23 protein-coding genes are annotated in these 25,697 nt (G+C 58.0%); 8 read left to right on the top strand and 15 right to left on the bottom strand.

All coding sequences use genetic code 11. The features are described from left to right. Both NT179_02805 and NT179_02800 read right to left on the bottom strand, forming a co-directional pair. A partial coding sequence (locus tag NT179_02805; protein ID MCX5720943.1) for a carboxypeptidase regulatory-like domain-containing protein occupies positions 1–297 on the bottom strand: 297 nt, incomplete at its 3' end. 172 nt (positions 298–469) lie between these two features. Continuing rightward, positions 470–2,026 carry a hypothetical protein gene (locus NT179_02800; GenBank protein ID MCX5720942.1) on the bottom strand — a complete coding sequence of 519 codons (1,557 nt, stop codon included), beginning with the start codon at positions 2,024–2,026 and terminating at the stop codon, positions 470–472. A 1,019-nt stretch (positions 2,027–3,045) separates the two neighbouring features. On the opposite strand from NT179_02800, the gene NT179_02795 reads away from it, so the two are divergent. Then, positions 3,046–3,444 carry a response regulator gene (locus NT179_02795; protein MCX5720941.1) on the top strand — a complete coding sequence of 133 codons (399 nt, stop codon included), beginning with the start codon at positions 3,046–3,048 and terminating at the stop codon, positions 3,442–3,444. 13 nt (positions 3,445–3,457) lie between these two features. On the opposite strand, the gene NT179_02790 is transcribed toward NT179_02795, so the two are convergent. The 12 genes from NT179_02790 to NT179_02735 form a co-directional block, all read right to left on the bottom strand. Beyond that, positions 3,458–4,225, bottom strand: coding sequence for a DUF3365 domain-containing protein (locus NT179_02790; GenBank protein ID MCX5720940.1), 768 nt, complete (start codon positions 4,223–4,225; stop codon positions 3,458–3,460). 16 nt (positions 4,226–4,241) lie between these two features. Then, positions 4,242–5,282, bottom strand: a complete 1,041-nt coding sequence (locus tag NT179_02785) for a transporter substrate-binding domain-containing protein (GenBank protein MCX5720939.1) — start codon at positions 5,280–5,282, stop codon at positions 4,242–4,244. 2 nt (positions 5,283–5,284) lie between these two features. Beyond that, on the bottom strand, positions 5,285–5,926 hold the full coding sequence (locus tag NT179_02780; protein MCX5720938.1) for a hypothetical protein: 642 nt from the start codon (positions 5,924–5,926) through the stop codon (positions 5,285–5,287). 32 nt (positions 5,927–5,958) lie between these two features. Further along, positions 5,959–6,312, bottom strand: coding sequence for a hypothetical protein (locus NT179_02775; protein MCX5720937.1), 354 nt, complete (start codon positions 6,310–6,312; stop codon positions 5,959–5,961). 70 nt (positions 6,313–6,382) lie between these two features. Then, positions 6,383–7,333, bottom strand: a complete 951-nt coding sequence (locus NT179_02770; GenBank protein MCX5720936.1) for a multicopper oxidase domain-containing protein — start codon at positions 7,331–7,333, stop codon at positions 6,383–6,385. 176 nt (positions 7,334–7,509) lie between these two features. Next, on the bottom strand, positions 7,510–8,241 hold the full coding sequence (locus tag NT179_02765; protein ID MCX5720935.1) for a Crp/Fnr family transcriptional regulator: 732 nt from the start codon (positions 8,239–8,241) through the stop codon (positions 7,510–7,512). Further along, a complete protein-coding gene (locus NT179_02760) occupies positions 8,210–10,075 on the bottom strand; it encodes a transketolase (GenBank protein ID MCX5720934.1) in 1,866 nt (621 codons plus the stop codon). Before NT179_02760 ends, NT179_02765 begins: the two co-directional genes overlap by 32 nt. Before the next feature lie 144 nt (positions 10,076–10,219). Continuing rightward, entirely contained in the window at positions 10,220–11,317 is a 1,098-nt protein-coding gene (locus NT179_02755; protein ID MCX5720933.1) for an ABC transporter ATP-binding protein, read from the bottom strand. A gap of 224 nt (positions 11,318–11,541) precedes the next feature. Then, a complete protein-coding gene (locus NT179_02750; protein ID MCX5720932.1) occupies positions 11,542–12,336 on the bottom strand; it encodes a sulfate ABC transporter permease subunit in 795 nt (264 codons plus the stop codon). Between the two features lie 9 nt (positions 12,337–12,345). Further along, complete coding sequence (gene cysT, locus NT179_02745) at positions 12,346–13,215, bottom strand: sulfate ABC transporter permease subunit CysT (protein MCX5720931.1); 870 nt, start codon at positions 13,213–13,215, stop codon at positions 12,346–12,348. Between the two features lie 10 nt (positions 13,216–13,225). Further along, positions 13,226–14,272, bottom strand: coding sequence for a sulfate ABC transporter substrate-binding protein (locus NT179_02740; GenBank protein ID MCX5720930.1), 1,047 nt, complete (start codon positions 14,270–14,272; stop codon positions 13,226–13,228). Positions 14,273–14,306: 34 nt separating this feature from the next. Then, on the bottom strand, positions 14,307–14,750 hold the full coding sequence (locus NT179_02735) for an Rrf2 family transcriptional regulator (GenBank protein MCX5720929.1): 444 nt from the start codon (positions 14,748–14,750) through the stop codon (positions 14,307–14,309). Between the two features lie 269 nt (positions 14,751–15,019). Between NT179_02735 and NT179_02730 the strand changes: the two genes are divergently transcribed. From NT179_02730 to ribD, 5 genes are all read left to right on the top strand, one after another. Next, positions 15,020–15,961, top strand: a complete 942-nt coding sequence (locus tag NT179_02730) for a glycine--tRNA ligase subunit alpha (protein ID MCX5720928.1) — start codon at positions 15,020–15,022, stop codon at positions 15,959–15,961. Between the two features lie 17 nt (positions 15,962–15,978). Further along, positions 15,979–18,168, top strand: coding sequence for a glycine--tRNA ligase subunit beta (gene glyS / locus NT179_02725; GenBank protein MCX5720927.1), 2,190 nt, complete (start codon positions 15,979–15,981; stop codon positions 18,166–18,168). Positions 18,169–18,292: 124 nt separating this feature from the next. Then, positions 18,293–18,784, top strand: coding sequence for a hypothetical protein (locus tag NT179_02720; GenBank protein MCX5720926.1), 492 nt, complete (start codon positions 18,293–18,295; stop codon positions 18,782–18,784). Positions 18,785–18,813: 29 nt separating this feature from the next. After that, positions 18,814–21,672, top strand: coding sequence for a pyruvate, phosphate dikinase (gene ppdK / locus NT179_02715; GenBank protein ID MCX5720925.1), 2,859 nt, complete (start codon positions 18,814–18,816; stop codon positions 21,670–21,672). Beyond that, the gene (ribD, locus tag NT179_02710) at positions 21,669–22,787 is read left to right on the top strand and encodes a bifunctional diaminohydroxyphosphoribosylaminopyrimidine deaminase/5-amino-6-(5-phosphoribosylamino)uracil reductase RibD (GenBank protein ID MCX5720924.1); all 1,119 of its coding nucleotides are present in this window, start codon (positions 21,669–21,671) and stop codon (positions 22,785–22,787) included. The genes ppdK and ribD overlap by 4 nt, the downstream gene beginning before the upstream one ends. A 75-nt stretch (positions 22,788–22,862) precedes the next feature. On the opposite strand, the gene NT179_02705 is transcribed toward ribD, so the two are convergent. Then, positions 22,863–23,303, bottom strand: a complete 441-nt coding sequence (locus NT179_02705) for a group 1 truncated hemoglobin (protein ID MCX5720923.1) — start codon at positions 23,301–23,303, stop codon at positions 22,863–22,865. Between the two features lie 294 nt (positions 23,304–23,597). Between NT179_02705 and NT179_02700 the strand changes: the two genes are divergently transcribed. Then, on the top strand, positions 23,598–24,413 hold the full coding sequence (locus NT179_02700; GenBank protein ID MCX5720922.1) for a hypothetical protein: 816 nt from the start codon (positions 23,598–23,600) through the stop codon (positions 24,411–24,413). Continuing rightward, positions 24,410–25,579: an MFS transporter gene (locus NT179_02695; GenBank protein MCX5720921.1), complete on the top strand. Its 1,170-nt coding sequence runs from the start codon at positions 24,410–24,412 to the stop codon at positions 25,577–25,579. The genes NT179_02700 and NT179_02695 overlap by 4 nt, the downstream gene beginning before the upstream one ends. The last annotated feature ends 118 nt before the right edge of the window (positions 25,580–25,697 follow it).

Below are 25,697 nucleotides of genomic sequence, written 5' to 3'. Positions count from 1 at the left end.
GAAGGGCTTGCCTTTGTCGATTCCCTCTAAATAGACCACCACCTCGCGGAACTCGCCAGCCGGCCCGACCTGGAACGGCTGCAGGATGCGCCAGCCCTGCCCATCAGAAATGCGTCCGCAATAGAATTGGTCCGGCAGGGTCGTGAGATTGTAGCCCTTCGGCTTGGGGACCTGGCCTTCGAGGGTCACGGTGCCCGTGATACTGCCTCCGTCCGTCACGGTGATTTCTTCATAGGCCCACACCGGATTTCCGAATCCGATCGTGGCTATCATCATTGCGGCAATTACAGAACGCATTGGATCCTCCTGGTTCTCAATCAAGGCCTCGACATGAGTCCTCTGTGTTTGCGTGCTTGTGGTGGCGGCCCGATCGGGAGTCGATAGCGGGCGACCTTTTTGTCATTTGGTCTGTTCTGTGAGCAGGATAACATAATTTTTTCGGCTGAAGAAGACTCTTCGTCATGCCCAGCTAAAATCGATAGAAAAAGCTCACTTGGATGCGGTGGTTCTCAGCATTGGCCCCATCGGCATAGGTGGTCCGGACCCAATTGGTGGTGAGTGCGGCTCGAATCTGTTCCGTGAAGTCGTGAAAGATATATGTGTAATAGGTGGAATCGCGGATATAGATGCTCTGCACTGTTCGCAGTGAGCCACCACAGAATGACGCACTGACCGTACAGGTCATCTCGCTTGCATTGGATGAGTAGATCGTCCCATAGCCTCCGCCTATCCAGGTCTTGCCGTTGTCGGGAAGATAGTAGGTGCTGTGCACCATCATTGATGTCGTGCGGATAGCTTCAAATTTTCCGGTTCGGCTGCTGACCGCTCCCAGCCCTGCATCAAGGTCTGTTTGCCCGAATGCCGCGCCGCCAAAGCCACTGTTAGTGGAAGAATATCCGCATACAGGGTTGCAGATCCCCCAGCTGAGACCGTTGAAGAAGTCGGCAATGCCTGCCCCGGTCACGCCTTCCATGACGACATGCGCAGTGTTTCCCAATTCACCATTTTTTGACGGAAGGATCGGGAGAAACAGACTGGAGGACAGTCCCCATCCAGTTACATAGGTCTGGCTGCTGAGAGTGGGTTGTCCCCCCAGCGAATTGGTTGGCCCTCCAGAATTCGCTTCGAGTCGCCGGCCGACTCCGCTGATTTGAACGCTCAGTGGCTTGAGCGAGATCCTGCCAGTTGAGGAACTGGTGTAGGGGGCTTGCAAGCCATGATACGCGACCTGCGCCCCAGCAACAAACGAGGGGAGTCCGGCATCGCGCTGAGGGGGCCGCTCCACCGAGAGCACGGGTGTGAGCGACAGGGTATCGGTGAGATTGAGCCGCTTGGACACACTGGCTTGAATCCATCGGTTAAACATATTTGCCGGTGTGGCCGCGACGGAAACCTGCCCGCGTGAATATTCAGACATAAAGCCGAATCGCGACCAATCTTGCCCAATTTTCACGTCGATGACCGGAGTTTCGACCTTGAAAAACAATTGGAACACGCGTGCGGTCGGGCTTGTGCGGACCGTGAGCTCAGAAGTGCTCGCCGTCCCGATGTCCGGCTCATTCCCCAAGAAATCCAGCGATCCATGAAATTGCGTCTTGATCCCATTGCGCTCCGGCGCTCGGACGTCGAGTATGAGCCGGCTGTTCCGTGGACTTGTTGTATAGCGCCCATTTGCGCCAGCCAGCGTATCGCTCCGTAGAACCGGTCGGTTTCCGATGACCTCCTCGAAGCTCCTGGTATTGTCTCCGATGAAGTCGAGTTCGGCAAACCCTCCGACAGTGAATTGCAGCCCATCCTTCGTGACTCCGTTCGCGCGAGGCTCTTTCGGCTTCTCTGGTTGTTCCTCGGCAACTGCCTGGTCATATTCCTGTTGGGTGATGATGCCTTTGTCTCGGAGGAATCGTAGCGCACGATGGTCGTCTCCTCCCGCGAGACTGGGTTGCGTGAACAAGAGTGCTATGAGCAGAGCCACCGTTCCTGCTAGAGCCTGTCCCGCCGTGATTAGCCCCTGGTACGCAATTGTCATCAATCTTTCCCTCGGTGACTCGCGCTTGCTGTGAGCGCAGAGGCTTCAAGCAAGGACAATGCCGTCTGAGAATGTCAGCGGAGATAGCGGAATCGCTTGTCGGGTGGAGAAATGAATCGGGAGTCGAGCGGATTCGCACGGCCCGCACCGTGCGAAGAGGCGAGAGATAGGGGCGCGCAGGGGCTGTGCCGCGCGCGACGTGCCGCGGGATATTCTTCTTTAGCTACTGCAGTCGCGCAGTTACGCGTTGCGCGGTACGAAGCACTGAATCCTGGCCAGGACGGACTAATTTTTGCAGAGTTGTCGAGAGAAATCCTGATTATCTAGGTCGGAACGAAGGATGGTGTGGCTCAATGACTTCAGTCGTGACACAAGACATTGAGTCCGCTGTCCATCGCTTTGTGTCTCAGCATCGCCGAGTGACTTTCACCGTGCTCGCGCACGCCTTCCCCCAATGTACATGGCAGATACTGTTTCAGGTGTTGCACCTTCTTCAGGAGAAACATTTCGTGGTGCTGACTCCTATTTTGTGGGATTACGAGATCCGTGCACAGAAAGAAATCGCGCGAACCGAGGAGAGAGCCACCTGAACGATCAGCGGATTCGCTTATATGACTGGAGAGAATCGGCGGCGTAGATCGTTGAAACAGGCGAGGCCAGACGAGCGACACTGACGGAGAGGCGGTTATGCACTGTGCACGATGTAATGGGTGGGTGGTGTCGGAGCAGCTTTCAGATCCCCATGGCACGACCAAACAATTCGACGCTGTGCGCTGTTTGAATTGCGGCAATATTGAGGATGCCACGATCCAATCCAATCGGGATCAGTCTGTGCGTCGTTTGTCGTCAAGAGCGCCGCACGTTCCGTGGCAGGCTGTTCCCTTGGTCGCTAGGTCGATTCTGCATGGGAGGCCCTGCGAGAATCCTGACATGATGTGTGACTAGACGTGTATTCCCCAGTACGTAGCTTCTTCGAAAGGACCGGCAGAAATAATCTCCAGGCCGTAAAGGAGGTCATCATGTGTCCAGACGGTTATGGACAGCGAGTACTGGTTGTCGACGACGATGCAAGTATCCGGTTACTGTTGTCGGAACTCCTCGCCTATGAAGGATACAACGTGTTTGAAGCCAGTGATGGGCTTGAGGCCTGTCACGAATTAGAGCAGCGGCACTTTGATCTGGTGATTTCCGACTACCACATGCCCAGGTTTGACGGGCTGCAATTGCTGGCAAGGTGCCGGAGCCTCTGGCCAGAGACCGCAGTTATGATCCTGTCGGGTGAGGACTCAGGCTGGCCGGAGCTTGCAATCGGTGGAGGAGCTCAGGCCTGGGTGAGGAAGCCATGGGAACGGGCGAACTTGATCAACGAAGTTCGCCGGGCAATCGAAATGGTGTCAGTGAGGACGGCGCCTCATTAGATGCGCGCCTTGCTCAGCGAAGGCTTAAGGGGGCTGTTACCGTGATGGCTCCTGCCAGGTCTCCTTCGCGATGGCCCTCCTTGGGATAGCCGGAAATATCCAGGTCGCCTTTCGGTTCACCGTGGCAGGTCAAGCAAGCCTGGACGTAATAGATCGGCATCACGACACGTAATGTCTGGCCCTGATCGGTGAGTTCACTGACATAGGCTTCGGCTCGCGGGCGGCCTGATAGCCATTTCAGCACCGAGGTTTCATAGTCGTCTGGCTCGTTCTTCGGATTGCGAGGTCCCAGCGTCGTTTGTTTCAGCCGGACTCGCGATTGTTTGGAGAACCGCGCGGCGGCTTGGCTGCCGTAGGTCGCCGGGATAAAGTTCTTGTACCCGATTCCCCGTTGATTGATTACGACTTGGGCATCGCGCACTACGTCCTTGCTGGCCAGCACGAAGGCTGGCAGTAATTCTTTGGCCAGGGATGGCAGCGAAATGGAGGCAGGCGTGCTCTGGAGCTTGGAGAGATCGATGCCGGTCTGTTGGCGAAATTCTTGAATGAGTTGTTGCTCGAACACTTCGGGCGTGAATCCCTTGTCTCCCTTATGCGGATCGTCGATTAGAAGCTGGTTCTGCTCGATGACCAATCGGCCTGCCTTGAGCAATTTGGCTAAGAGCCTGGCCGTTTCCTCCCCCTCTGCACGATCGACGGCCCAGCTTGGGCTCGGGGCCATGGCTCCAATGGCGATGGTCGCGAGGATGCCAGTCAGTGCGGCAACCCATACCCATTTCATCGCGGTCTCCTCTTGTTCATCGTGAGCGGTTATCAATCAGCCGGCATTGGCCTTGGTCGTAATGCTGGGGCATTTTCTCCGCGGCAAAGGGAAGCCCTTCCGTGGCGGCCCGGCGAGGGTAGGCATAGGTTTCTTCCAGCCAGCGCCGCCGCATGTCCGTGAGTTTGCCTGACTCATCGAGCCGGAACAGGAGATCGTTCAGGAACCGCCGCAACCGATAGTTCTCCTCGTCCGTCACGATGGCGTACTGTTCGTGGGTGAGGAGCAGCGGTTTTCCGTTCCCCAATGTGATGAGTTGCCAGTCCTTGCGGACCCGCCGGACGGTATAGTCGAGGACTGGTTGTTTCCCCAGGATGACGTCGATCGGCGGGTTCTGGGATTCGAAGGCGGCCGGGAGGGAATCGCAGAGCACCAGCCTGATGCCTGTCAGATTGGCTTCCGCATAGAATTGCGCGCTGGTCCCTTCTTGAACGGCGATGGTCAAGCCGGAGAAGGCGCTGGCCATGGCCTGCGCGTCGGCCGTTTTCGTTGAGGATCGGCGGACGTATTCGCCGATTCGCTTGGCGGTGTCCGGTTGTCTGGTGATGCTGCCGATTCCTCCCTCATCAAAGTAGGGGTTTGAGTAGGCGAGGCCGATTCGTCCTTGGGCCGGCACATTGGCGCTGATGGAGGACACGAACAAATCGAGGTTCCCCTCGGTCAGTTCGACAAAGAGGTTTCGGAAACGAATCAGCTGGAGCGTTGGAACGATCGGTTTTGTTCCGCCGCAGCGCTGCGACAGGGCCATGCTGATTTCCCGCACGAGTTCGACGTCAAGGCCTGTCACGCGCAGGCCTTCATCCGTATAGATCGCCGGGAAGACGAAGGGCTGAAACGGTTCAACCGCCATGCCGACGCGGACTTGACCTCGCGCGCAGATCGCATCGAGTTCGTTGGTCGCGATGGGATGCACCAGCTGGACTGCATCGATGATCAGGCCGCAGCCCTGCACCGTCAACGCGATGAGCAGCAGTGACGCCCATTCAAGTAAGAGCCTGGTGCGCGGTTTTCGTGGCATGGTTAGAATCGAATCCCTGTCGTAATCAACCATTGTTGCGTCTGTCCCGCATTGCCCTGGAAATCGATTCCGTACTCCGTATATTGCACGCCCATGTCGAATGAGACGCCTCGCGCAATGGGAAATCGGACACCGACTTGGCCTCCGATGAGATGGCCAGGCCAGGTATTGCCGGGACCGGGGAAGGTTGCGCCTCCGAGCAGGCCCAGGTAGGGCACGGCCCGGTCTTCGAGGGGGCCGAAGAGGATATGCCGAATCGTGCGGCTGATCGGGGCACCCTTGGGGAAATCCAGAATATCGATGAAGTTGTTCCAGCGAGGATTGAGATAGAGGGAGTTTTGATCCGTTGTAAAGGTTGGCGTGTGGTTGCTGTAGTACTGGTACATCGTGCGGACTTCGAGATCGCCATAGCGAAGCGCCGTGATTCCGGCTTGGACGCCAATCACTCGATTCTCAGGCGCGAAGGTCCGTTGGCTGAATGTCACGTCAAAGTTGAAGGGTCTGATAGGGAGCCATTCGAGCAGCGCGTCCTGCGCCATGACCGGGGACGCGAGCAGCCAGACCGTGAGGGAGAGGCTCATGACCGAGAGCGCGCGCAAGAAGCGATGGGGCCGACAGGGCTCGGCAGGGCGTCTGTATGGCATGTTCTGTTGCGCGAGTGATGAGAGGCCGGTTCCTACTTGGCTGGTGCGTCTGTCCTGTTGTGTTCAGGGGCTGTGATGCATGATCTCATAATTTCGACCCGACATGAAAGGTCTGCACCGATCGTTGTCTGCACGATCGTGAGGAGGTCCTGCGCGGAGGTCTTGCCTTCCTCGACGTCGATGAGCAGATGCTCCGGGACGCTGGCGCCATCCACGGCGAAGACTCCATCTGTGCGTCGCAAGATCGGTTCGATCGTCTGTTGTGCCTCGCGGCAGGTTGATCCTGTCAGCATGAGGGCGATGCGTTCTTTCGGTGCGCCGGCTGAAGCGGGGGAGAGGCCTAGGGCTGCGAGCAGTACGAATGTGGCCAATATAATGTTCAGCATGATTCGTTTTTGCACGCGAAACTGAAGGGAGCGACCAGCCTCTTGGTCGATCGCTCCCTGTTTCTAGTCCTTACTTTGCTGGCAGCACCCAGGGCACCATCGGCATGAGTGGCGCAGGCTTGGCATCCGGTCCGACCAGCAACACCGCGATCGCGCCGCGAAGCGCGCCGGTGAGCGAGTGCGTAACCAGCGGGTAGGCGCCGGCCGATTCAACCACGACATCGAACGTCGCTGCGCTGCCTGGCCCGACGACATAGGTCTGAACGCCGGTAAGTTTGTTGCTGGGATTGCCGCTCTCGTAGACGTTGTCCCAGATTTCACCGATCGGATGGAATGACGAGAACTCGTTCGGGCCGGCATTTACGAAATAAATCCTGACGCGCTCGCCGGGCTTCGCATCTAACTTGCCGCCGCCGGTTACGAAGGGGTGATATTTGAAGATGCCGCCGTTGAAGAGCATGTTGTCGTATTTGCGATCGAACATCGCTTGCACGTCGGTCGGGTTCTTGAAGAATTCCGACTGGACGAGCACATATTCCCGATCCGCTTTGGGCCAGGCCTTCGTATTTTTGGGATCGACGATGATGGCGCCGAACATGCCACGCGCGACATGCTGGATCATCGGGGGCGCTCCGCAATGGTAGAAAAAGATCCCCGGCTTCTTGGCTACAAAGGTGTAGCTGATCGTTTCACCGGCATTGATGGCCCGATAGTTTTTCAGGAAGTCGATTTCCGCCGCATGGAAATCCATCGCATGGGGATTCTTGTTCGTGGCGGGATTGGTCAAGGTGAAATTGATCGTGTCGCCTTCCGTGACCCGGACGACCGGTCCCGGGACGGTGCCGTCGAAGGTCCAGGCGGCATATTTCTCTCCGCTTCCGTCGATGACGACATCGGTTTCCACTGCGGTCATGGCGATGTTATGGGTTTTGGCCCAGGTGGGCGATGAGAACGTCAGGCTTCCGGCGAGGAGGCCTGTGACGATGGCAAATGTGCTGAACGCTTTCTCTGATGCACGCATGGTCTCTCTGCTCCTCTTGTTAGGGGTGGACGGTTCATTGGCGCACGACCAGTAGGTTTGACTTGGTCAGGCTGCGGGATCGTGCGACTGAGAGTCAAAAGCATACGCTAGGTCGGCAGCATAAAACATGACAAATATCATGTTTGCGGCATTTTGAAAAACAGTGTGTGCGGGGACTACGAGGCGGAAGCGAGGGCTTTCAAGCCTGGAAGATTGCAAATCAGGAGGCGGCTGGCGGTGCCGGAGACCAACTTGTCGCGTTTGAACCGGCCCATGATGCGAATGGCCGTTTCCGTCGTGATCCCCACCATGTTGGCCATATCCTGTCTGGTGAGGCGAATCGTGAGTCGAATCCCGCTCGGATCTTTGATCCCGTTGCGGGTGGCGAGATCGACGAGCAGCGAGGCGAGTCGTTGGTCGGCCCGGTCGAGCGCCAGATCCTTGGTTTTTTCCTGGGCTTCGTTCAGTCGGTTGCCTAAAAACTTGATGACTTCAAGCGCGGCGTCCGGACTTTGTCGCAGCATCTCGAAGTAGGCCTTTTTGCTCATTCGAAAGATGCTGACGTTTCCCATGGGCTGGGCCGAGCCTGGATGGGAGGCGCCATCGAAGGCGGCTGCGTCGCAGCAGAAGAGGTCGCCCGGCATGAGCATCTTCAGCGTGCATTCTTTCCCCTCCGGAGTGGACTTGACGCACTTGACCGTTCCGGTCTTGACGATGTGGAAGTATTCGGTCGGGTCGCCTTCGCGGAAAATGAAGTCGCCTTTGCCGTAATGGGCTTCGGTCAGCTCCTGCAGCATTCGTTGGCGCGCCGCTCCTGACAGAATGTTCAGGAGCGGAATCCCGGCCAACTCATGGGGAAGGGCGGCGTAGGAGGATTTATTTTGTGATGTCTTTGGCTGCTTCGACAATGGATCGTGCTCCGATGCCAAAGTGGTCCACGAGCTCGTCCGGCTTCCCGCTGTGGGGAATGGTCCGAACCGCGAGTTTGTGAACGTTCAAACCTTCCGTTCCGACTGCGCTGAGAACTGCGTCGCCTAATCCTCCGTGGGCATAGTGGTCTTCCACGGTGAGGATGCGGCCCTGGGTGGCTTTGGCACTCTCGATCAGGGTGGCACGGTCGATCGGCGCGATGCTGTAGAGGTCGATGATCCGTACGGAAATTCCCGCCGTCTTGAGCTGATCGTAGGCCTTGAGTGCTTCGAAGAGTGTCACGCCCGCTGCGACGATCGTGAGGACGTCCGCGGCGCTCTGGCGAATGACTTTGGACCCGCCGATCTGGAACCGTTCTTCCGGTCCATAGATGACCGGTGCTTTGGGCCGACCGGCGCGTAGGTACACCATCCCCTTGTGAGCCGCCGCGATTTCGACCAGCCGGTAGGTGGAGGTGGCGTCGGAAGGGTAGAGCACGACGACGCCTGGTTGCGCCGCCATCATAGCGATGTCTTCCAGACCCATTTGAGAGGGGCCGTCTTCTCCGATGCTCACGCCAACGTGGGTGCCGACCAGCTTGATGTTCGAGCCGCTGATGGCTGCCATGCGGATAAAGTCGTAGGCGCGGGTAAAGAAGGCGGCAAAGGTCGCGACAAAGGGAATCTTGCCGCAGGCAGCCAAGCCTGCCGCCGCGCCAAGCATGTTTTGCTCCGCGATGAAATTTTCGAAAAATCTGTCAGGGAATTTCTTGCCGAATTTGTCCGTATAGGTGGAATTCTTGACGTCGGCGTCGAGTGCGACGACGAGTGGATGGACATCGCCCAGGGCTGCCAGTGTGGCGCCGAAGGCCTCACGCGTGGCGACCGAGTCGCCGAGCTTGTAGGGGGATGCAGGCAAGGATCCAATCGACGCCTGCTTGGACGAAGCCGCGTAGGGTTGCTGGATCTGAATCTCCAGCTGGCTTGGTTTGAGTTGCGCCGCCAGTTCGGCGATCGCCTTGTCCGTTTCCTCACCCTTCTTTAAGGGTTTGCCGTGCCACTCTGGGTGGTTCTCCATGACGGAAATGCCACGGCCCTTGAAGGTCTTGGCCAGCAATACGGTCGGTTTCCCGGTGGTCCTGGCTGCCTCATCGAAAGCGGCAAGAATGGCGGAGAGGCTGTGCCCGTCGACGACGATGGCGTGCCAGCCGAAGCCGGCCCAGCGAGACCGATAGGCTTCCATGTCATGCTGCAGCATCGTGGGATCGCTTTGGCCGAGCCGGTTGACATCCACGATGGCGCAAAGGTTGTCGAGGCGATGGTGGCGCGCCACTTCTGCTGCTTCCCACACAGACCCTTCGACCGACTCTCCATCTCCCATCAGGACATAGGTGCGATAGTTGGTCTTGTCGACGGATTTGGCGTTGAGTGCGAGACCGACACCCACGGGTAGTCCCTGTCCGAGTGAGCCGGTGGCCATGTCGACAAAGGACAGGCGGGGAGTCGGATGCCCTTCGAGATCAGAGGTCAGTGTCCGTAATTTCAGTAAGTCGCTTTTCGGGAAGAGTCCCGCTTCGGCCCAGGCTGCATAGAGGAGGGGAGCTGCGTGACCTTTTGAGAGGACGAAACGATCGCTGTTGGGGGCTTTGGGGTTCTTCGGGTCATAGCGCAACACCGAGAAAAAGAGTGCTGCGACAATATCGGCTGCCGAGCAGCAACTGGAGGGATGGCCGCTTCCTGCTTCGCTGGTCGCCCGCACACTTTCGATACGGAGTTGGGTGGCTTTGTTGTGTAAGGCAGCGAGTAATTCCGGCGAAGCCGTTGAATGGGCCATCGAAACTCCTTTCGGGATGTAGTGGCAAGGGTGCCGACAAACTCTTGTATCAATGTAAGAAATCGCCAGCAATGGGCGGGCTTTCAGGCTATCAAAATGACAGGATGGAGTCAATGAAATGAAAGGATCCGGCGAATCGACAGGTCAAGGCGTGAGGGGATCTGCGTCGAGCTGTTGGGGCGGCACTGAGGTAGGGAAGGACCGCCCTTCTTGGGGGAGGAATCGAAACTGCGTCACAGCGAAGGAGACAGGTTGCCCCACTTCGAACCGGTACTGGCGGAACTCTTCTTTGTTCATGCGAGACCTCAGAATTAGCCCTTCCGCCGTTTCAATTTCGAGCCGGTAGGCCACGCCGAGAAAGTAGATGTGCCGGAGTGTGGCAGTCTGGCGGTAGCGCGCGGGATCTTCAGACACCTTTACATAATAGGGACGAAATCCCACTTGGAGTTGAACCTGGTCCGGGATATTGGGGGCGGGAAACTCAAGCGATCCGATCTTTACCACGTTATTCAGAACCGTACCTTCGAGGATATTCATGGCTCCGATAAACCGCGCCACAAATTCCGTGGCGGGCTCTTCATAGACCTCGGCCGGAGAGCCGATCTGCTCAAGCTTGCCTTTGGAGAAGACGATGATTCGTCCTGAGACCTCCATCGCCTCTTCCTGATCGTGGGTCACGAAGAGGCTGGTCACGTTAAGGCGATCGTGAAGCCGGATCAACCACTCACGCAATTCCTGCCGCACCTTCGCATCCACGGCGCCGAAGGGTTCATCGAGGAGCAGGACACTCGGTCTGGGGGCCAAGGATCTGGCAATCGCGACCCGCTGGCGCTGGCCTCCGGACAGTTGATGGGGATAGCGATGTTCCACTGAGTCCAGGCTCATTAATCGGAGCAGCTCCGCTACGCGCTGCTCGATCTCCGCCGGGTTCCACTTTTTGATTTTGAGGCCGAAGGCGATGTTCTCGAAGACGGTCAGGTGTTTGAATAGGGCATAGTGCTGAAAGACGAATCCGATGTTCCGATCCTGGACGGAGAGATCGTTCACCCGTTTCCCGTCGATATAGATGTCTCCTCCGGACGGCGTTTCCAGCCCTGCGATCAACCGCAGCACCGTCGTTTTCCCGCTGCCGCTCGGTCCCAGAAGGCCGAGGAGTTCCCCTTCTTTGACCTGGAAGGAGACGTCCGACACAGCAGGGACTAAACCGAACTGTTTTCTGAGCCCTCGTACTTCGATCTTCACGCCAATACCTTTCTAGCAGGATGCTGAAAAAGACCGCCAGCGGCGTTCTCGCTTCACAAAGAGGCTCAACGTACCACAAGGGTACGCTTCGTCTCTTCGTTCGCTGCGGCCTTGCTGGACGGCCTTTTTGAGCATCCTGTGGCTATTGAGGCCGCTATGCCATAGGAAGCATTTCAGCTGTAATGCCCTCTTCCACCGAGTTTTTCCGCAGCCTGCTAGTGAGCTTATGCCACAGTGGCTGTGGCCTTGGTCTTTGCGATCTCCAGCAGGCTCAAAATGGCAAAGGAGACGGCCAACAGGGTCAGGGCGACGGCATTGGCGCCCACATAATTGAAGTCCACATAGCTCTGATAAATGTGCAGGGTGGCGGTCTGCGTCACCAGGAGGATGTTCCCGGAGACGACGAGTACCGCGCCGAATTCACCGATGGCCCGGGCCACCGTCAAGGTCGCTCCATAGACAAAGCCCCATCGGAGCATGGGGAGCGTGACCTTGAGAAACACCTGCCACTCGTTGGCTCCTAAGGTTCTCGCCGCTTCCTCCGCATCCGTGCCGATCGTTTGCAAGAGAGGCGTCAGTTCGCGGACGACGAAGGGGAAGGTCGCGAACAGCGTCGCTAACACCATGGCAGGCATGGCAAATAAGACTTTGACCCCCAGGGTGCCGAAGAAGGTGCCTAGAATGGTTTCGGGCCCGAACAAGAGAATCAGCATGAATCCTGCGATGACCGGAGAGACAGAAAAGGGTAAATCGATGACCCCGCTCAGAACCGTGCGTCCGGCAAAGTGCTGCCGCACCAGCACCAGCGCGGTGATCGTGCCGAAGATCAGATTCAGGACCAGCACGATCGCCGTAATCTCGATTGTGAGCAGAAACCCGTGCAGGGCTTCCGGTTTCGTGACTTCATTCCAGAAGGCCGCAATCCCCTCGTCGAAACTATGCACGGCGAGGTAGAGGATCGGGCTGATCAGGAGCAGTGAAAAATAGAACCACACAGAACCGATGAGTAGGCGACGTATCATGGCTGTTTATCCGATCTCCGATGGACGGATCATGGAGAGAGGCCGTTTCGGCCAGCGGAGCCACGGAGGCATCCGTTCGCCTGGTGGCCTGGTTAGACGTTCCAACAGGACCAGCACCAGAAACGAAATCAGCAGGATGAAGACCGAGACCGATGTGGCGCCCTGGGGGTTGTAGCTTTCGATTTCTCCATAGACATAGACCGACGCCACCTGGGTCTTCATCGGGATGTTGCCTGCGACGATAACAATGGAGCCGAATTCGCCCAGCGCCCGGACAAAGGTCAGGAACACCCCGGTCAGGAGCCCCGGTAGTACGGAGGGGACGGTGACCTTCCAAAAGGTCGTCCAGGGACTCGCGCCTAAGGAGAAGGCTGCTTCTTCCTGGTCTCGCTCCAATTCCATCAGCACCGGCTGTAACGAACGGATGGTGAAGGGCATGGTCACAAAGAGCATGGCCAGGACGATGCCGGGTTTGTCGTATAGGACGGATACGCCCCCCTGTTGCAGCCACGTCCCGAGAATGGTGGTCGGCCCATAAATGGCTGCGATCATTAAGCCGGTCACCAAGGTGGGAATCGCGAAGGGGAGATCGACCAGAGCATTGAGAAACCAGCGGCCAGGGAACTCGTAGCGCACCAGGACGATCGCGGAGAGGGTGCCGAAGATGGCGTTGATGACCGTCGTGATGAAGGCAGATTCCAGCGTCAAGATCAGGGCTGAGGAGGCTTGGGGTGTGCTGATGTCCTGGATGAAGTGGTCGATGCCTCCGACAAACGACTGATGGGCGATCGCCACGAGCGGAAAGAGGATGAGCAGGGCGACATAGCCGACAGCAGCGGAGCGGAGCGCAAGTTGAAGCAAGGTGTGGGTAGTCATGGTCTGTCGTTTATTTTCCGCGCGCCAGATCTTCGACGGTGCTGGTCCAGGCCCCGCGCGGGCCAAAGAGTTTAGTGCTGATCGTCTCCCATCCTCCCAGGTCTGCAATGGTAAAGAGCTTGGTGGGGAGGGGGAGCGCTGCGCCAGCCGATGGTTGTCCCGCAGCCTGACCGATCGGCCGGAATCCCAGTTCCGTAAAAGCTGCCTGGGCTTCTTCGCTATGGAGGAAGGCCACAAATGCTTCGGCTATATCCCGCACGTGATGCCGGTCCACATGTTTGTCGATGAGGGCAGCAGGGTTCTCGATCCAGACTGTTTCCTGAGGCACAATGAGTTCGTAGGGGCGGTGGCTCTTGATCCGTGGGAGCAACTCGTTCTCGTAGGTGACGATCACGTCTCCCACTCCTCGCTCGAAGGTCGTGACCGATTCGCGCCCGCTTTTGTCCATCACCTTCACGTTCTTCTGAATACGTTTCAACAGGCTTGTGGCAAAGGCCTCTGCCGATTCGGGGCTGGGCTTCTTTCCTGCTCCTGCCTGTTGCTCTGCCAGCTTCAGCCCTGCCCCATAGATGGCAACTACATCCCACATCGCGCCGCCTGAGGTCTTGGGATTGGGGTAGAGGACCTCCACGCCTGGCCTGGCGAGGTCTTCCCAGCCCTTGATTCCCTTCGGGTTTCCCTTCCGGACGCCGAGTGCGACGACCGAAGCGGAGACCATGCCTTTGTGGGGCCCTGTTCGCCAGTCGTGGGTAATCAAGCCAGCCTTGGTGATTTGATCGAGGTCCCCCTCCAGCGAGAGGACTGCCACGTCCGCATCGAACCCTCCGATGATCGCCCTGGCCTGGGCGCCGGAGGCTCCGTACGAACTCCTAACCCGAACCTCTTGTCCCGTCCGTTGTTTCCATTGCCGTTGGAAGGCAGGAATGATCGTGCGTTCGTAGGCTTCCTTCGGCACACTATAGCCAGCCAGCGTCAGTTCCCTGGTCTCTCCGGCCAGGACGGAGCCGGAGAAGATGATCCAGGCCAGCAACAGAGCAAAGAGGCTTGAGGCACCCATGAGGACGTTCCTTCTATGAGACGATGATGGTATATCAGCTCGCGCGTTTCGCTGGCCTGGCCATGGCAAACTGGCTCAGCGTGTAATGGTCCAAAATATCGGCGATAGCATTGCGCACCTCACCCATCGCATCTTGCAAGGGACAGTAGGGCTTCGACGCATAGGGGCAATCGCTGCATTTTTGATAGGCGGTTTTGCTCACGCAGGCAATTGGTGCGAGCGGCCCATCCAGGATGCGGATCACTTGACCCAGAGTGATTTCGTCCGGCGACTTGATCAACGTATAGCCGCCCTTGATGCCGCGGCGGCTCGCAAGCAATCCGGCGCGTTTCAGCGCGAGAAGGATCTGTTCCAAAAACTCCACAGGGATATGCTGGCGTGTAGCGATCTGCTGGCGCTGGAGCGTTTCCTTGCCATAGAACTGCGTGAGTTCCAGGAGGGCTCGAAGCCCATATTCGCTTTTTTTCGAGAGTTTCATCTCAGGACCACACAATATCGAGTGAGTCAGTCAACTTTCTTGGACAATAGATTATTGCAGCGGCCGCGTCAAGAGCTGGCAGGCAAACGAGTGTTGGCTGGTGCTTCACTCGTATATCCAGCTCGATTGGGCAAAGTGACAGGAGAATTTCGATGCAACTCCTTGAACATAGAGGGATTGTTTCTTGACAGCTTCCAGGCGTTCCTGTTAGCTTCTTCCCTCGCTTCCGGGTATTAACTCAGCAATTTCATGACCTCATAGGGCTGATTGTGACCTTCCAAGATCTCATCCTCACATTGCACCACTACTGGGCCGAGCAGGGCTGTGTCATCCATCAACCCTATGATCTGGAGATGGGAGCCGGCACCTTTCATCCCGCCACCTTCCTCAAGTCTCTTGGTCCGGAGCCCTGGAGGGCTGCCTATCCCCAGCCTTGTCGTCGTCCGACTGATGGACGATATGGCGAAAATCCCAATCGTATGCAGCATTACTATCAATATCAGGTCGTGCTGAAGCCGGCGCCTGACAACATTCAAGCGTTGTATCTGGAGAGTCTGGCCCAACTGGGAATCGACCCGAAACAGCATGACATCCGTTTCATCCAAGACGATTGGGAGTCTCCCACATTGGGCGCTTGGGGCCTGGGCTGGGAGGTGCGGCTGGACGGAATGGAGATCACCCAGTTCACCTACTTTCAGGAAATCGGCGGGATCGAGCTGAATCCCATTACGGTCGAGATCACTTATGGGACCGAGCGGATCGCGATGTATCTGCAACAGGTTAATAAAGTGTTCGACCTGGCTTGGAACGATTCCGTGTCCTACGGAGATATCCATCACGAAACCGAAGTGCAGTTCTCGACCTATAACTTCGAAGAAGGCGACGTGGCGATGCTTAAGGCCACGTTCCAATCATTCGAGGGAGAATGTCAGCGGCTGCTGGCGAATCGCGAGAAGCGGTTGACGCTTCCGGCCTACGAGTTCTGTATCAAGTCCTCGCACCTCTTTAATCTGCTGGATGCCCGCGGGGCGATCAGCGTGGCGGAACGGACCGGCTATATCGCCAGGGTCCGCGCCCTGGCGCGGCAATGTGCCGAACGCTATATCGAAGAGCGGGCCGCGATGGGCCATCCGTTGCTCAATCGCGTGATGGGGCCAGATGGCGCGAAGGTGTCAGGCTCCCGCGCGAAAACTGTGGCCCGCCGCTCATAGGAACTGCAGAAGGATCCATGCCAAAGACTCAGAAGCCTTCCCATCCCACTCCTTCCGTGAAGAAGGGGACGCGTTCTTCTTCAGCGACTGCTGCCGAATTGTTGTTGGAGATCGGCGTGGAAGAACTGCCCTATCAGTTCATTGCCCCAGCCCTGGCGACCCTTAAGGATTCGGCTGAGCAACTGTTCAACGATCAACGGCTTTCGTTTCAATCCATCCGCACCTTGGGCACCCCGCGACGCTTGACCTTGGTGGTCGAGGGCCTCGCACCCTTGCAGGCCTCGATGGTCAAGGAAGCGATGGGGCCTTCCAAGTCTGTGGCCTTCGATCCTGCTGGTCAGCCGACCAGAGCGGCGATGGGGTTTGCCGCAGGGCAGGGAGTCTCTGTCCAGGACCTGCAAGTTCGCCAGACGCCGAAGGGGGAATATCTCTTTGCGGTGAAGCAGGAAGAGGGGCGGCCCACGAAGGTGGTCCTGGAAGAGCTCCTTCCCCAGTTGATTGCGAAACTGACCTTCCCGAAAGCGATGAAGTGGAATAGCACTGGCGCCCGGTTCGCGCGTCCAGTGCGGTGGTTGGTGGCCTTATACGGAGGGGCTACGCTTCCGATTGCAGTAGTGGGGATTACCGCCGGTAACAAGACCGAAGGCCATCGCGTGTTAGGGAGCGCCAAGGGGCTGGTGGTGCGAGACGCCCAGTCCTATCTGAAGGGGCTAGAACGGCAGGGCGTCATGGCCGATCCGCAGCGCCGCCGTCACATGATCGAAGAACAGATCGCGGCCCTGTGCAAGGAGACCGGGTTTGTCTTGAATGTGGATGAGGACTTGCTGGATCAGGCGGTCTATACGACCGAATGTCCCAATGCCATTATCGGCTCCTTCAAGCCTGCCTATCTGGAAGTGCCTCAAGAGATTTTGATTACCTCGATGAAAGAACATCAGGGGTTCTTCTCCTTGCTGCACAAAGAGACAGGGAAGCTGGTCCCCCATTTCATCGCTGTGACCAACAATCGCGCCAAAGACATGGGATTGATTCGCGAAGGCAACGAGCGGGTTCTGGCTGCTCGTCTGTCCGATGCCAAGTTCTTTTTCGACGAGGACCGGAAGATCAAGCTTGCGGAGCGGGTGGCAAAACTGGCCGGGGTCACGTTCCACCAGAAGCTCGGCACGATGGAGAAGAAGCAGCAGCGGATCAGGAAGCTGGCCAGCTTCATCGCGTCGAGCTTGCGACCGCACGATGGTGAGTTGAAGCAGGCTTGTGAGAGGGCTGCGGATCTCTGCAAGGCCGACTTGCTCACCGGTGTGGTCGGTGAGTTCCCGGAACTGCAGGGCATCATGGGGGGCGAGTACGCCAAACATGATGGGGAATCAGAAACGGTCAGTCAGGCCATCCGTGAGCAGTATCTGCCGCGATCGATCGAAGGGGAGCTGCCCAAGACCACAGCAGGCCAAGTGCTGTCGCTGGCTGACCGGTTGGATTCAGTCGCGGCTTTCTTCTACGTGGGCCTTGTGCCGACCGGGTCGGAAGATCCCTTTGCCTTGCGTCGAAATGCCACGGCCATCGTCCGGATTATTCTGGAGAGCAAGCTACGTATCGACGTGGGGGGCTACGTCGATGCCGCGAGAAGCTTGGTTATCGCCGATGGCTTCAAGGGGGCTTCTGATTCCGAGCAAGAGGGCCGGCGTCGGATGACGGAATTCATTTTTGAGCGGGTTCGACATTACGCCAGGATCGTTCATGCCTTGCGGGATGACGTGATCGAAGCGGTGCTTAAACAGGCTCATGGCAAGGCGCTGGATCTCGTGGATCTCGTGCAGAGAATGAAGGCGTTGGAGTCCGTGACGACGAAGCCTGAGTTCGATCCCTTGATCGTCGGCTTCAAGCGGGCGCACCGGCTTGTCGAGAAGGAACAGTGGGATCGCAAACCGGTCGATACGGCGCGGTTCGAGAATCCGACTGAGTCGGCGCTCTATCAGGCGACGGTGGATGAACGGGAGAAGATGAAATCCGCGATGACTCGTGGGGACTATGGCCAGGCCCTGGATGCGCTGGTACGGATGAAGCCGGCCATCGATGCGTTTTTTGCCGCAGTTATGGTGAACGCCGAGGATCAGGCTGTCCGGAGCAACCGCTTGTCGCTGCTCCAGGACGTGGATGTTTTCTTCAACTCATTCGCGGACTTTTCGCAGATTGTGGTACAAGGGGGGTAGGGACAGGTGATCAGGAGAGTCCCCCGTGCTCGCGCAACGCGCGCCCTGAGAAGGGCCTTGTGGGACGCGCGCAGTCGGGGACTCTCCTGACGCCTGTTAGACAGAGAGACGAATTGGGTGGGGAATGGATCAACCATTGTCAGGCGATCAGCGTCAGGCGAGGCGCATCCGTCGGTTCACCACCTACGTGTCTCTTGTCATGATGGTTCTCTGCAATGCGATTGTGCTGGTCGGATTATGGGCCAGTGGGATCAATCTCGATGAACTGGCAGCGACCCCCGATGTATTCAACCCCAAACAAGATATTTGTTTGCGGCTCAGATGGCAGGCCCTCACAGGAGCATCTGACCCGGTGCCCTTCTGCTCGGAATGGATCAATCTTTCCGATCCTTCAGGCCAGACCCATCAGATTCAACGGGAGATCACGTTTCAGCAGGGGCCGGACGGGCAGTATTATGCGGACCAGCGCATTCACGCCGACTACCGGTTGCTCATATTGGTGATGTTTGTGGTGGCGGTCATTGCGTCCGGGCTGGTGGCGAAGTGGTATCTGGTCAGCCGGTATCGGCTGCGTCTCGAATCCGCCGCCGGTCCCGGGGCATCGCTCGTCCATTGAACTGAACTCAACGCGAAGGAGAGGGCAGCGTGGCAAAGAAATACGTGTACTACTTTGGCGATGGCAAAGCCGAAGGCGCATCCAACATGAAGGAGCTCCTGGGTGGGAAGGGCGCCGGGCTTGCCGAAATGACGAACCTCGGCATCTCCGTTCCGCCCGGCTTCACGATTTCCACCGAGGCCTGTGTTGAATATTACAAGAACGGGAAAAAGTATCCTCCCGGCATGTGGGACGACGCCTTGAAATCGCTGAAGCGGATCGAACGGTCGATGGGCATGGGGTTCGGCGATCCCGAGCGGCCCTTGCTGGTCTCGGTCCGGTCGGGCGCCAGGGCCTCGATGCCGGGCATGATGGATACGGTACTGAATGTCGGTCTCACGACCAAGACGGTCGAGGGGCTGGCGGCCAAGACCCGCAACGATCGGTTCGCCCAGGATAGCTATCGGCGGTTCGTCGCCATGTACGGCAGCATCGTCATGGGCGTGCCGCGCGAACATTTCGAAGCGATCCTCAAGTACAAGAAGGCTGAAGTTGGTGTGGCGCATGAGACCCATCTCGACGCGCGGCATCTGCGTGAGCTAGTGGCCAGTTTCAAGGCCCTCGTCAAGGAGGAAACCAAGAAAGAGTTCCCCGATGAGCCGCTGGAGCAGCTTCGCTTGGCGGTCAACGCCGTCTTTTCCTCCTGGTTCGGCGCGCGGGCGGTGACCTATCGGCGGCTCTACGGGATTCCCGATTCCTGGGGCACGGCCATCAATGTGGTGGCGATGGTCTTCGGCAACATGGGAGAGACGAGCGGAACCGGTGTGGCCTTTACGCGCGATCCGGCGTCCGGCGACAAGAACTTTTTCGGCGAATGTTTGATGAATGCCCAGGGCGAAGATGTGGTGGCCGGCATCAGGACTCCGCTTCCGGTGAATGCCCTCGCGAAGAATGTGCCGGAGGCCTACAAGGAGCTGGAGCACACCTATAAGAAGCTCGAAAAACATTACCGGGACATGCTCGATTTGGAGTTTACGATTCAAGAGGGCAAGCTCTATATGTTGCAGACCAGGGTCGGCAAACGGACCGGCATCGCTGCCGTGAAGATTGCCGTCGATATGGTCAGAGAAGGCCTGATCTCGAAGAAGGAAGCGGTGCAGCGGATCGGGCCTGAGCAGTTGTCGCAATATCTCTATCCAATTTTCGACACGAAAGAAGAGTCGAAGTCCAATCCGCTGGGGAAGGGGCTCCCGGCCGGACCTGGCGCGGCAGCCGGGAAGATCGCCCTTACGCCAGATAAGGCCGTTGAGATGAAAGCGGCCGGGATTCGCGTGGTCTTGGTCCGGCAGGAGACGAGCCCCGACGATATTCATGGCATGAATGCCGCGGCGGGATTTTTGACGGCGCGCGGTGGGATGACGTCCCACGCGGCGGTGGTTGCACGGCAAATGGGGAAGGTCTGTGTGGCCGGCTGCGATGCGGTGGAGGTGTTGGACGACGAGTCCGTTCGTATCGGAGCCAAGGTGTTCCGCGAGGGGGACTATCTCTCGATCAACGGCTCGACCGGCAATGTGTACGAGGGGGACCTGCCAGTCGTCGAATCAGAAATTATTCAAGTCATCCAGGGCAAGCTGGATGCGAAGAAGTCGGATAAGTACCAGCGGTTCGCCTTGATTCTGTCCTGGGCCGACAGCGTGCGGACGCTTCATGTTCGTGCTAATGCGGATGTGCCGGATCAGGCGAAAATCGCGCGGGGTTTTGGCGCCGAAGGAATTGGACTCTGTCGGACGGAACATATGTTCTTCGCCGAGGATCGCATCACGATCATGCAGAAGATGATTCTGGCGCGGACGAAAGAAGAGCGGGAAAAGTTCCTCGATCAACTCCTGCCGCTACAAAAACAGGATTTCATCGGGCTGTATCGCGAGATGGCCGGCTTCCCCGTCACCATTCGTTTGCTCGATCCTCCGCTGCATGAGTTTCTGCCGAAGCGTGAAGACTTGATGGTGGAGATCGCGCAGCTGGAGCTGACCGGGCGCGACGGAGCCAGGCTCGAAGAGAAGCGCCGGTTGCTGGCCCGCGTGGAGGAACTCCACGAGTTCAATCCCATGCTGGGGTTACGCGGCTGCCGGCTCGGGATTACGATGCCGGAGATTACTCGCATGCAGGCGCGGGCCATCATGGAAGCCGCCTGCGAGCTGGCCAAGGAAGGGAAGAAGATCGTCCCGGAGATCATGATCCCGCTGGTGGGGATGGTCTCGGAAATGAAAGCGCAGAAAGATTTGGTTCGCGAAGTGGCGCAGGAGACGATGAAGCGGTACAACGTGAAGCTTTCCTATCTCGTGGGTACGATGATCGAACTGCCTCGTGCCGCCGTGACGGCGGATCGCATCGCGACCGAGGCGGAGTTCTTTTCCTTCGGCACGAACGATCTCACCCAAACCACGTTCGGGTTCTCCCGCGACGATGCGGCGAAGTTTATCGATTTCTATCGAACCGCCAATATCATGGACGCGGATCCCTTTGCGACGCTCGATCGGGAAGGGGTGGGGGCCTTGATGAAACAGGCCATCATCGGGGGCCGGAAGACACGCCCAGGGATCAAGCTCGGCATCTGCGGTGAACATGGAGGCGATCCCAGCTCCGTCGAGTTCTGCCATGAGCTCGGCCTAGACTATGTGAGCTGCTCGCCCTATCGTGTCGCCATTGCGAGGCTGGCTGCGGCCCATGCAGCCTTGGCCGAAGAAGAATCGAATAGTACAGCCCCCAAGCGCAAGGCCTCAGGGGCTCGTGCGAAGGCAAAGAAGACCGCAAAGGCGGCGACGAACTCGAAGACGAAGGCCGCCAAGATTGCCAAACCGAAGTCGGCTCCTCGCAGCCGATCGCGTGTCACGCGCAAGGAACGGTGACTGCTACCTCCACGCATCTCCACTTCATGACCCTGGCGCTTCGTCTCGCGGCGAAGGGCCTGGGCAAGACCAGCCCGAATCCCATGGTCGGTTCCCTTGTGGTCAAGAACGGCCGCATTGTCGGACAAGGCTATCACCAGGGTCCGGGACAGCCCCACGCAGAAATTCTTGCCCTCAAGCAAGCAGGGTTGCGCGCCAAGGGCGCGACCCTCTATGTCACGCTCGAACCCTGTTGCCACCTCCTGAAGCGAACCCCTCCTTGCGTGCCGACTGTTATTCAGTCAGGTGTGCGAGAGGTGGTGGTGGCGATGACCGATCCGAATCCTCTGGTGAAGGGCCGCGGCGTGGCCGCCTTGCGCAAGGCTGGCATTGCTGTGACGACCGGGATTGCGCGCGAGGCAGCCGCAGAGTTGAATCGCGCCTATCTCCATTGGGTCACGACGGGCCGTCCCTATGTGATTCTCAAAGCTGGCATGACGTTGGACGGGAAGGTGGCGACGGCGCAGGGAGAGTCGCAATGGATTACGGGACCGCTCGCAAGACGCGCTGTCCACCGGCTGCGGAGTCAGGTGGATGCGGTGCTTGTCGGAGTCGGCACAGTGCTCAAGGATAATTCCTCGTTGACAGCGCGATTGTCCGACCGTCCACTCAAGCTGGCGCCGAAGCAACCGTTGCGTGTCGTGCTCGATAGCCGACTGAGGACAAAGCCGAAGGCGAAGATCTGCGCCAAGCAGGATGTGGCGAAGACCTTGATTGCCACCACGAGTCGTGCGGCTACATCACGGCGCCGGCTCTTGGCGCTGGCAGGGGTGGAAGTCGTCTCCCTCTCGACGAAGAATGGGCATGTGTCGTTTCCTGCTCTGCTGACGCTCTTGGGCAAGCGGGGAGTCACCTCTCTGCTTATCGAGGGGGGCAGCACCGTCAATGCCGCAGCGTTACGGGCTAAACTGGTCAATCACGTGTTGCTCTATCTCGCGCCGACTCTGATGGGAGGGCAGGATGCCAAGGCCATGATCGGCGGCCGCAGCCCGAAACGCTTGGCTCAGGCATTGGCCTTACATCACGTCACGGTTCGCCGTATCGGGGACGATGTGGTTGTGGAAGGAGATCTGTGATGAGCCGGCTCCTCTCGGGCATTTCCCCCGTTACCCTTGCGGCTGTCGTCCCAGACCGGGATGCTGCGTGGTATCCTACCGAGCCAGCGGATTCTGAAAATTCAAAATAAGATCCGTCGCGTATCTCTTCTCGCAATCGGTCAACGAGGCTTTGACCAGTCCGCTGCGAAATGACGCATCGATGTTAAGCCATTTTCCTGCAAGCTCAGCGGGGACCTGTGCCTTTTCAAGGGCCTGTTTCAGCAAGGTTTGCCGCAAGTCGAACATTTCTTCGGTGATATACATATGTTTGTGAGTAGGAGCGGGGAATTTGCCACTATAGACTTCCGGGCCGCCCATGGCGCAGGTCATGAAATCAGTTTGTTGGGATTCGATGACATTTTGCGGCATGCCATGAAAATACTGCCCAAGCCAGGGGTGTGCGTAGAGTATGTCGTAGAATATTTTGTGAACCTTTTCGAGCGTGGGTTTGCCGCCGACGGCATGGTATAAGGTCGGGTATTTTTCTTCGCTCATAACTAGCGCTCCGTTTGTCTGGTTGAGAGATGGTCCACTGACGTCAGTGGACCATTAGGGTTGTTCTGTAATGAAGTATAATCGATTTCTGCAAGAAATTAAGTGGCGGTTATTCAATTTTGTTGGAGGTATTGGTTCATTGCTCTATTTTGGCGCACGCACCAATGGCAGGCTGTCCTTCGGAGGTCTTGTGTTGCCGCCGTGTGAAGCTTCGGTGCGACAGGCACGTTTGCGTCAATATCCCACGCAGTTTTTTCGCGCCTGTCTCGCCATCCATATTCGAAGGCAGCGATCATGATTCCCGCGTGGTTTTTTCCGCTCAGATTCGGCGCACTCTGGCTAGCTTGCGTGATCGGGCTGAGTGTGGCGGTAGATTCACGCCCGGCCCATTCGGAAACCTGCTCCTTACCGTCCCTCCATGCGGGGGTAGCCTTTCCGGTTGAACTGGTTGAGGCGGACTGGGTCTGCAAGCTGCAACCGATCATCAGTAACTACACGACGGCGAATAAGCTGGGCCCGGTGCGCACTTCGTTGTCTGAATCGGTCTATCTCCATCTCTTGGATCGTCCACCCATGACCGCGTCCCTGATCAATCGCCTCGGCATCGCACCCTATCAATCGGAGCCGCGTGGTTCCGTGCGTTATTGGGGCAATGATGGCGAGGGGACAGAGGGCATCGTCCAGCTCGTCTATCAGGACCGCACCAGCCGGATCTATTACCTGGAAGGATCGCACCACAGCCGCCTCCTTCCGCACATTGCCGGGAAGGCCGTGGTGTTGCTCAGGATGAATCAGGTGGCGGACTCGAGTGGAGCCGAGGCGATGGACAGCACGTTCGTCTATTACACGAGATTGGACAATCGCCTGTTGTCAGGCCTCGTGTCGCTGTTTCGTCCGCTCGTCGGCAGTACGGTGACGAAAAAGATGGTGAAGGGGGTCGATTCTGTCAACCGTTTGAGTCTGGCGATGCAGCAACAGCCTGATCGAGTATTGTCCGAGGCGGCGAAGCCTCCGGCCTTTACCTTTGATGAGATGGCCTTTTTGCAACAGACGGTCGAGCACCGGTCTCATCCCATCGACACGGCCCCAGCGAAGACGGTGGCGCCATGACAACGTCACGCAGCTTCACCTTGCTCTGCACCGTCGGCGTCTTTTGCTTTATCAGCTACAACATGGTCCGGATGCCGGTGTTGGCTCTGTTTGCAGAGTCGCTGGGGGCCAGCCCTGAACGGATTGGGCTCATCGTGTCGGTCTCGACCCTCACGGGGGTCTTTCTCAAATTACCGTCCGGTGCATTGTCCGATATCTATGGCAGACGGTATCTCTTGCAGATCGGCGTGGTCGCCTTCGGGCTCCCGCCCTTTCTCTATCCCTGGGTGACAGACCTCGATACCTTGACCGGTTTGCGCATGTTTCATGGACTGGCCACCGCCATCTTCGCCCCGAGCGCTCTGGCGACCGTGGCAGATCTCTATCGGGAACGGCGGGGCGCCGCGCTCGGCACCTACACGGCTTCGACGCAATTCGGCGCCTTGCTCGGCCCCTTCGTCGGCGGCTACCTGATCTATGCGGCAGGATTCTCTACGGCTTTCCTGACGGCAGGCCTCTTCGGCTGCACCGCCATTGTCATTTTCTATAGCATGCACCTCACGCCGCCGCCCCCTCGTGCGCAGAAGAAGGGGCTGGCTCCGTTGCTGGCGGAGATGTGGAAGGGCTTCCTGGTGGTGGCCAAGAACCGTACGGTCCTCGTGACCAGCTCAACCGACGCAGCCAAGATGATTGCGAACGGGGCCTTAATGGCCTTCCTCCCTCTCTATGGCATTTCGGTGGGATTGAATCCTGGGGAGGTCGGGCTGCTCTTTACGGTCCAGGCCCTCACGTCGCTCGTGTCCAAGCCGATTATGGGACGGGTGTCCGATCGCGTCGGACGGCAGCCGCTCATCGTCATTGGCCTCGTGATCTGTGCTGCGACCTTCGTCTGCATTCCCCAGGTGTCGATGTTCTGGCTGCTTTTGTTGCTTTCGGCTGGCTTCGGATTCGGCGAAGCCGTCGTCTCCTCCTCCTCGTCTGCGCTGGTCGCGGACAGTTCCGAGTTCAAGACGCTCGGGGCTGGGATGGGGATGCAGGGGACGATTGGAGACATCGGCCATGCCAGCGGGCCGCTTCTGGCAGGGGTCCTCATCGCGCATTTGAACTATGCCAACGCCTTTGCCATTATCGCGGGATTGCAGCTGGCCGCGGCCTCGTTGTTCTGGATAACGGTGAGACGGGCGTAGGGTCAGTGGGATATAATGAGCCGATGATGAAAACCATTGCGACAGAGAATATCGTGATCGGCACCTTGGCCGGCATCGGCTTGCTGGTGCTGATTGTTTTGTTCGTCTATGTCGTGAA

This window comes from Nitrospirota bacterium, assembly GCA_026387665.1.
GTDB lineage: Bacteria > Nitrospirota > Nitrospiria > Nitrospirales > Nitrospiraceae > Palsa-1315.
This window is presented reverse-complemented; position numbering and strand designations above follow the sequence as displayed.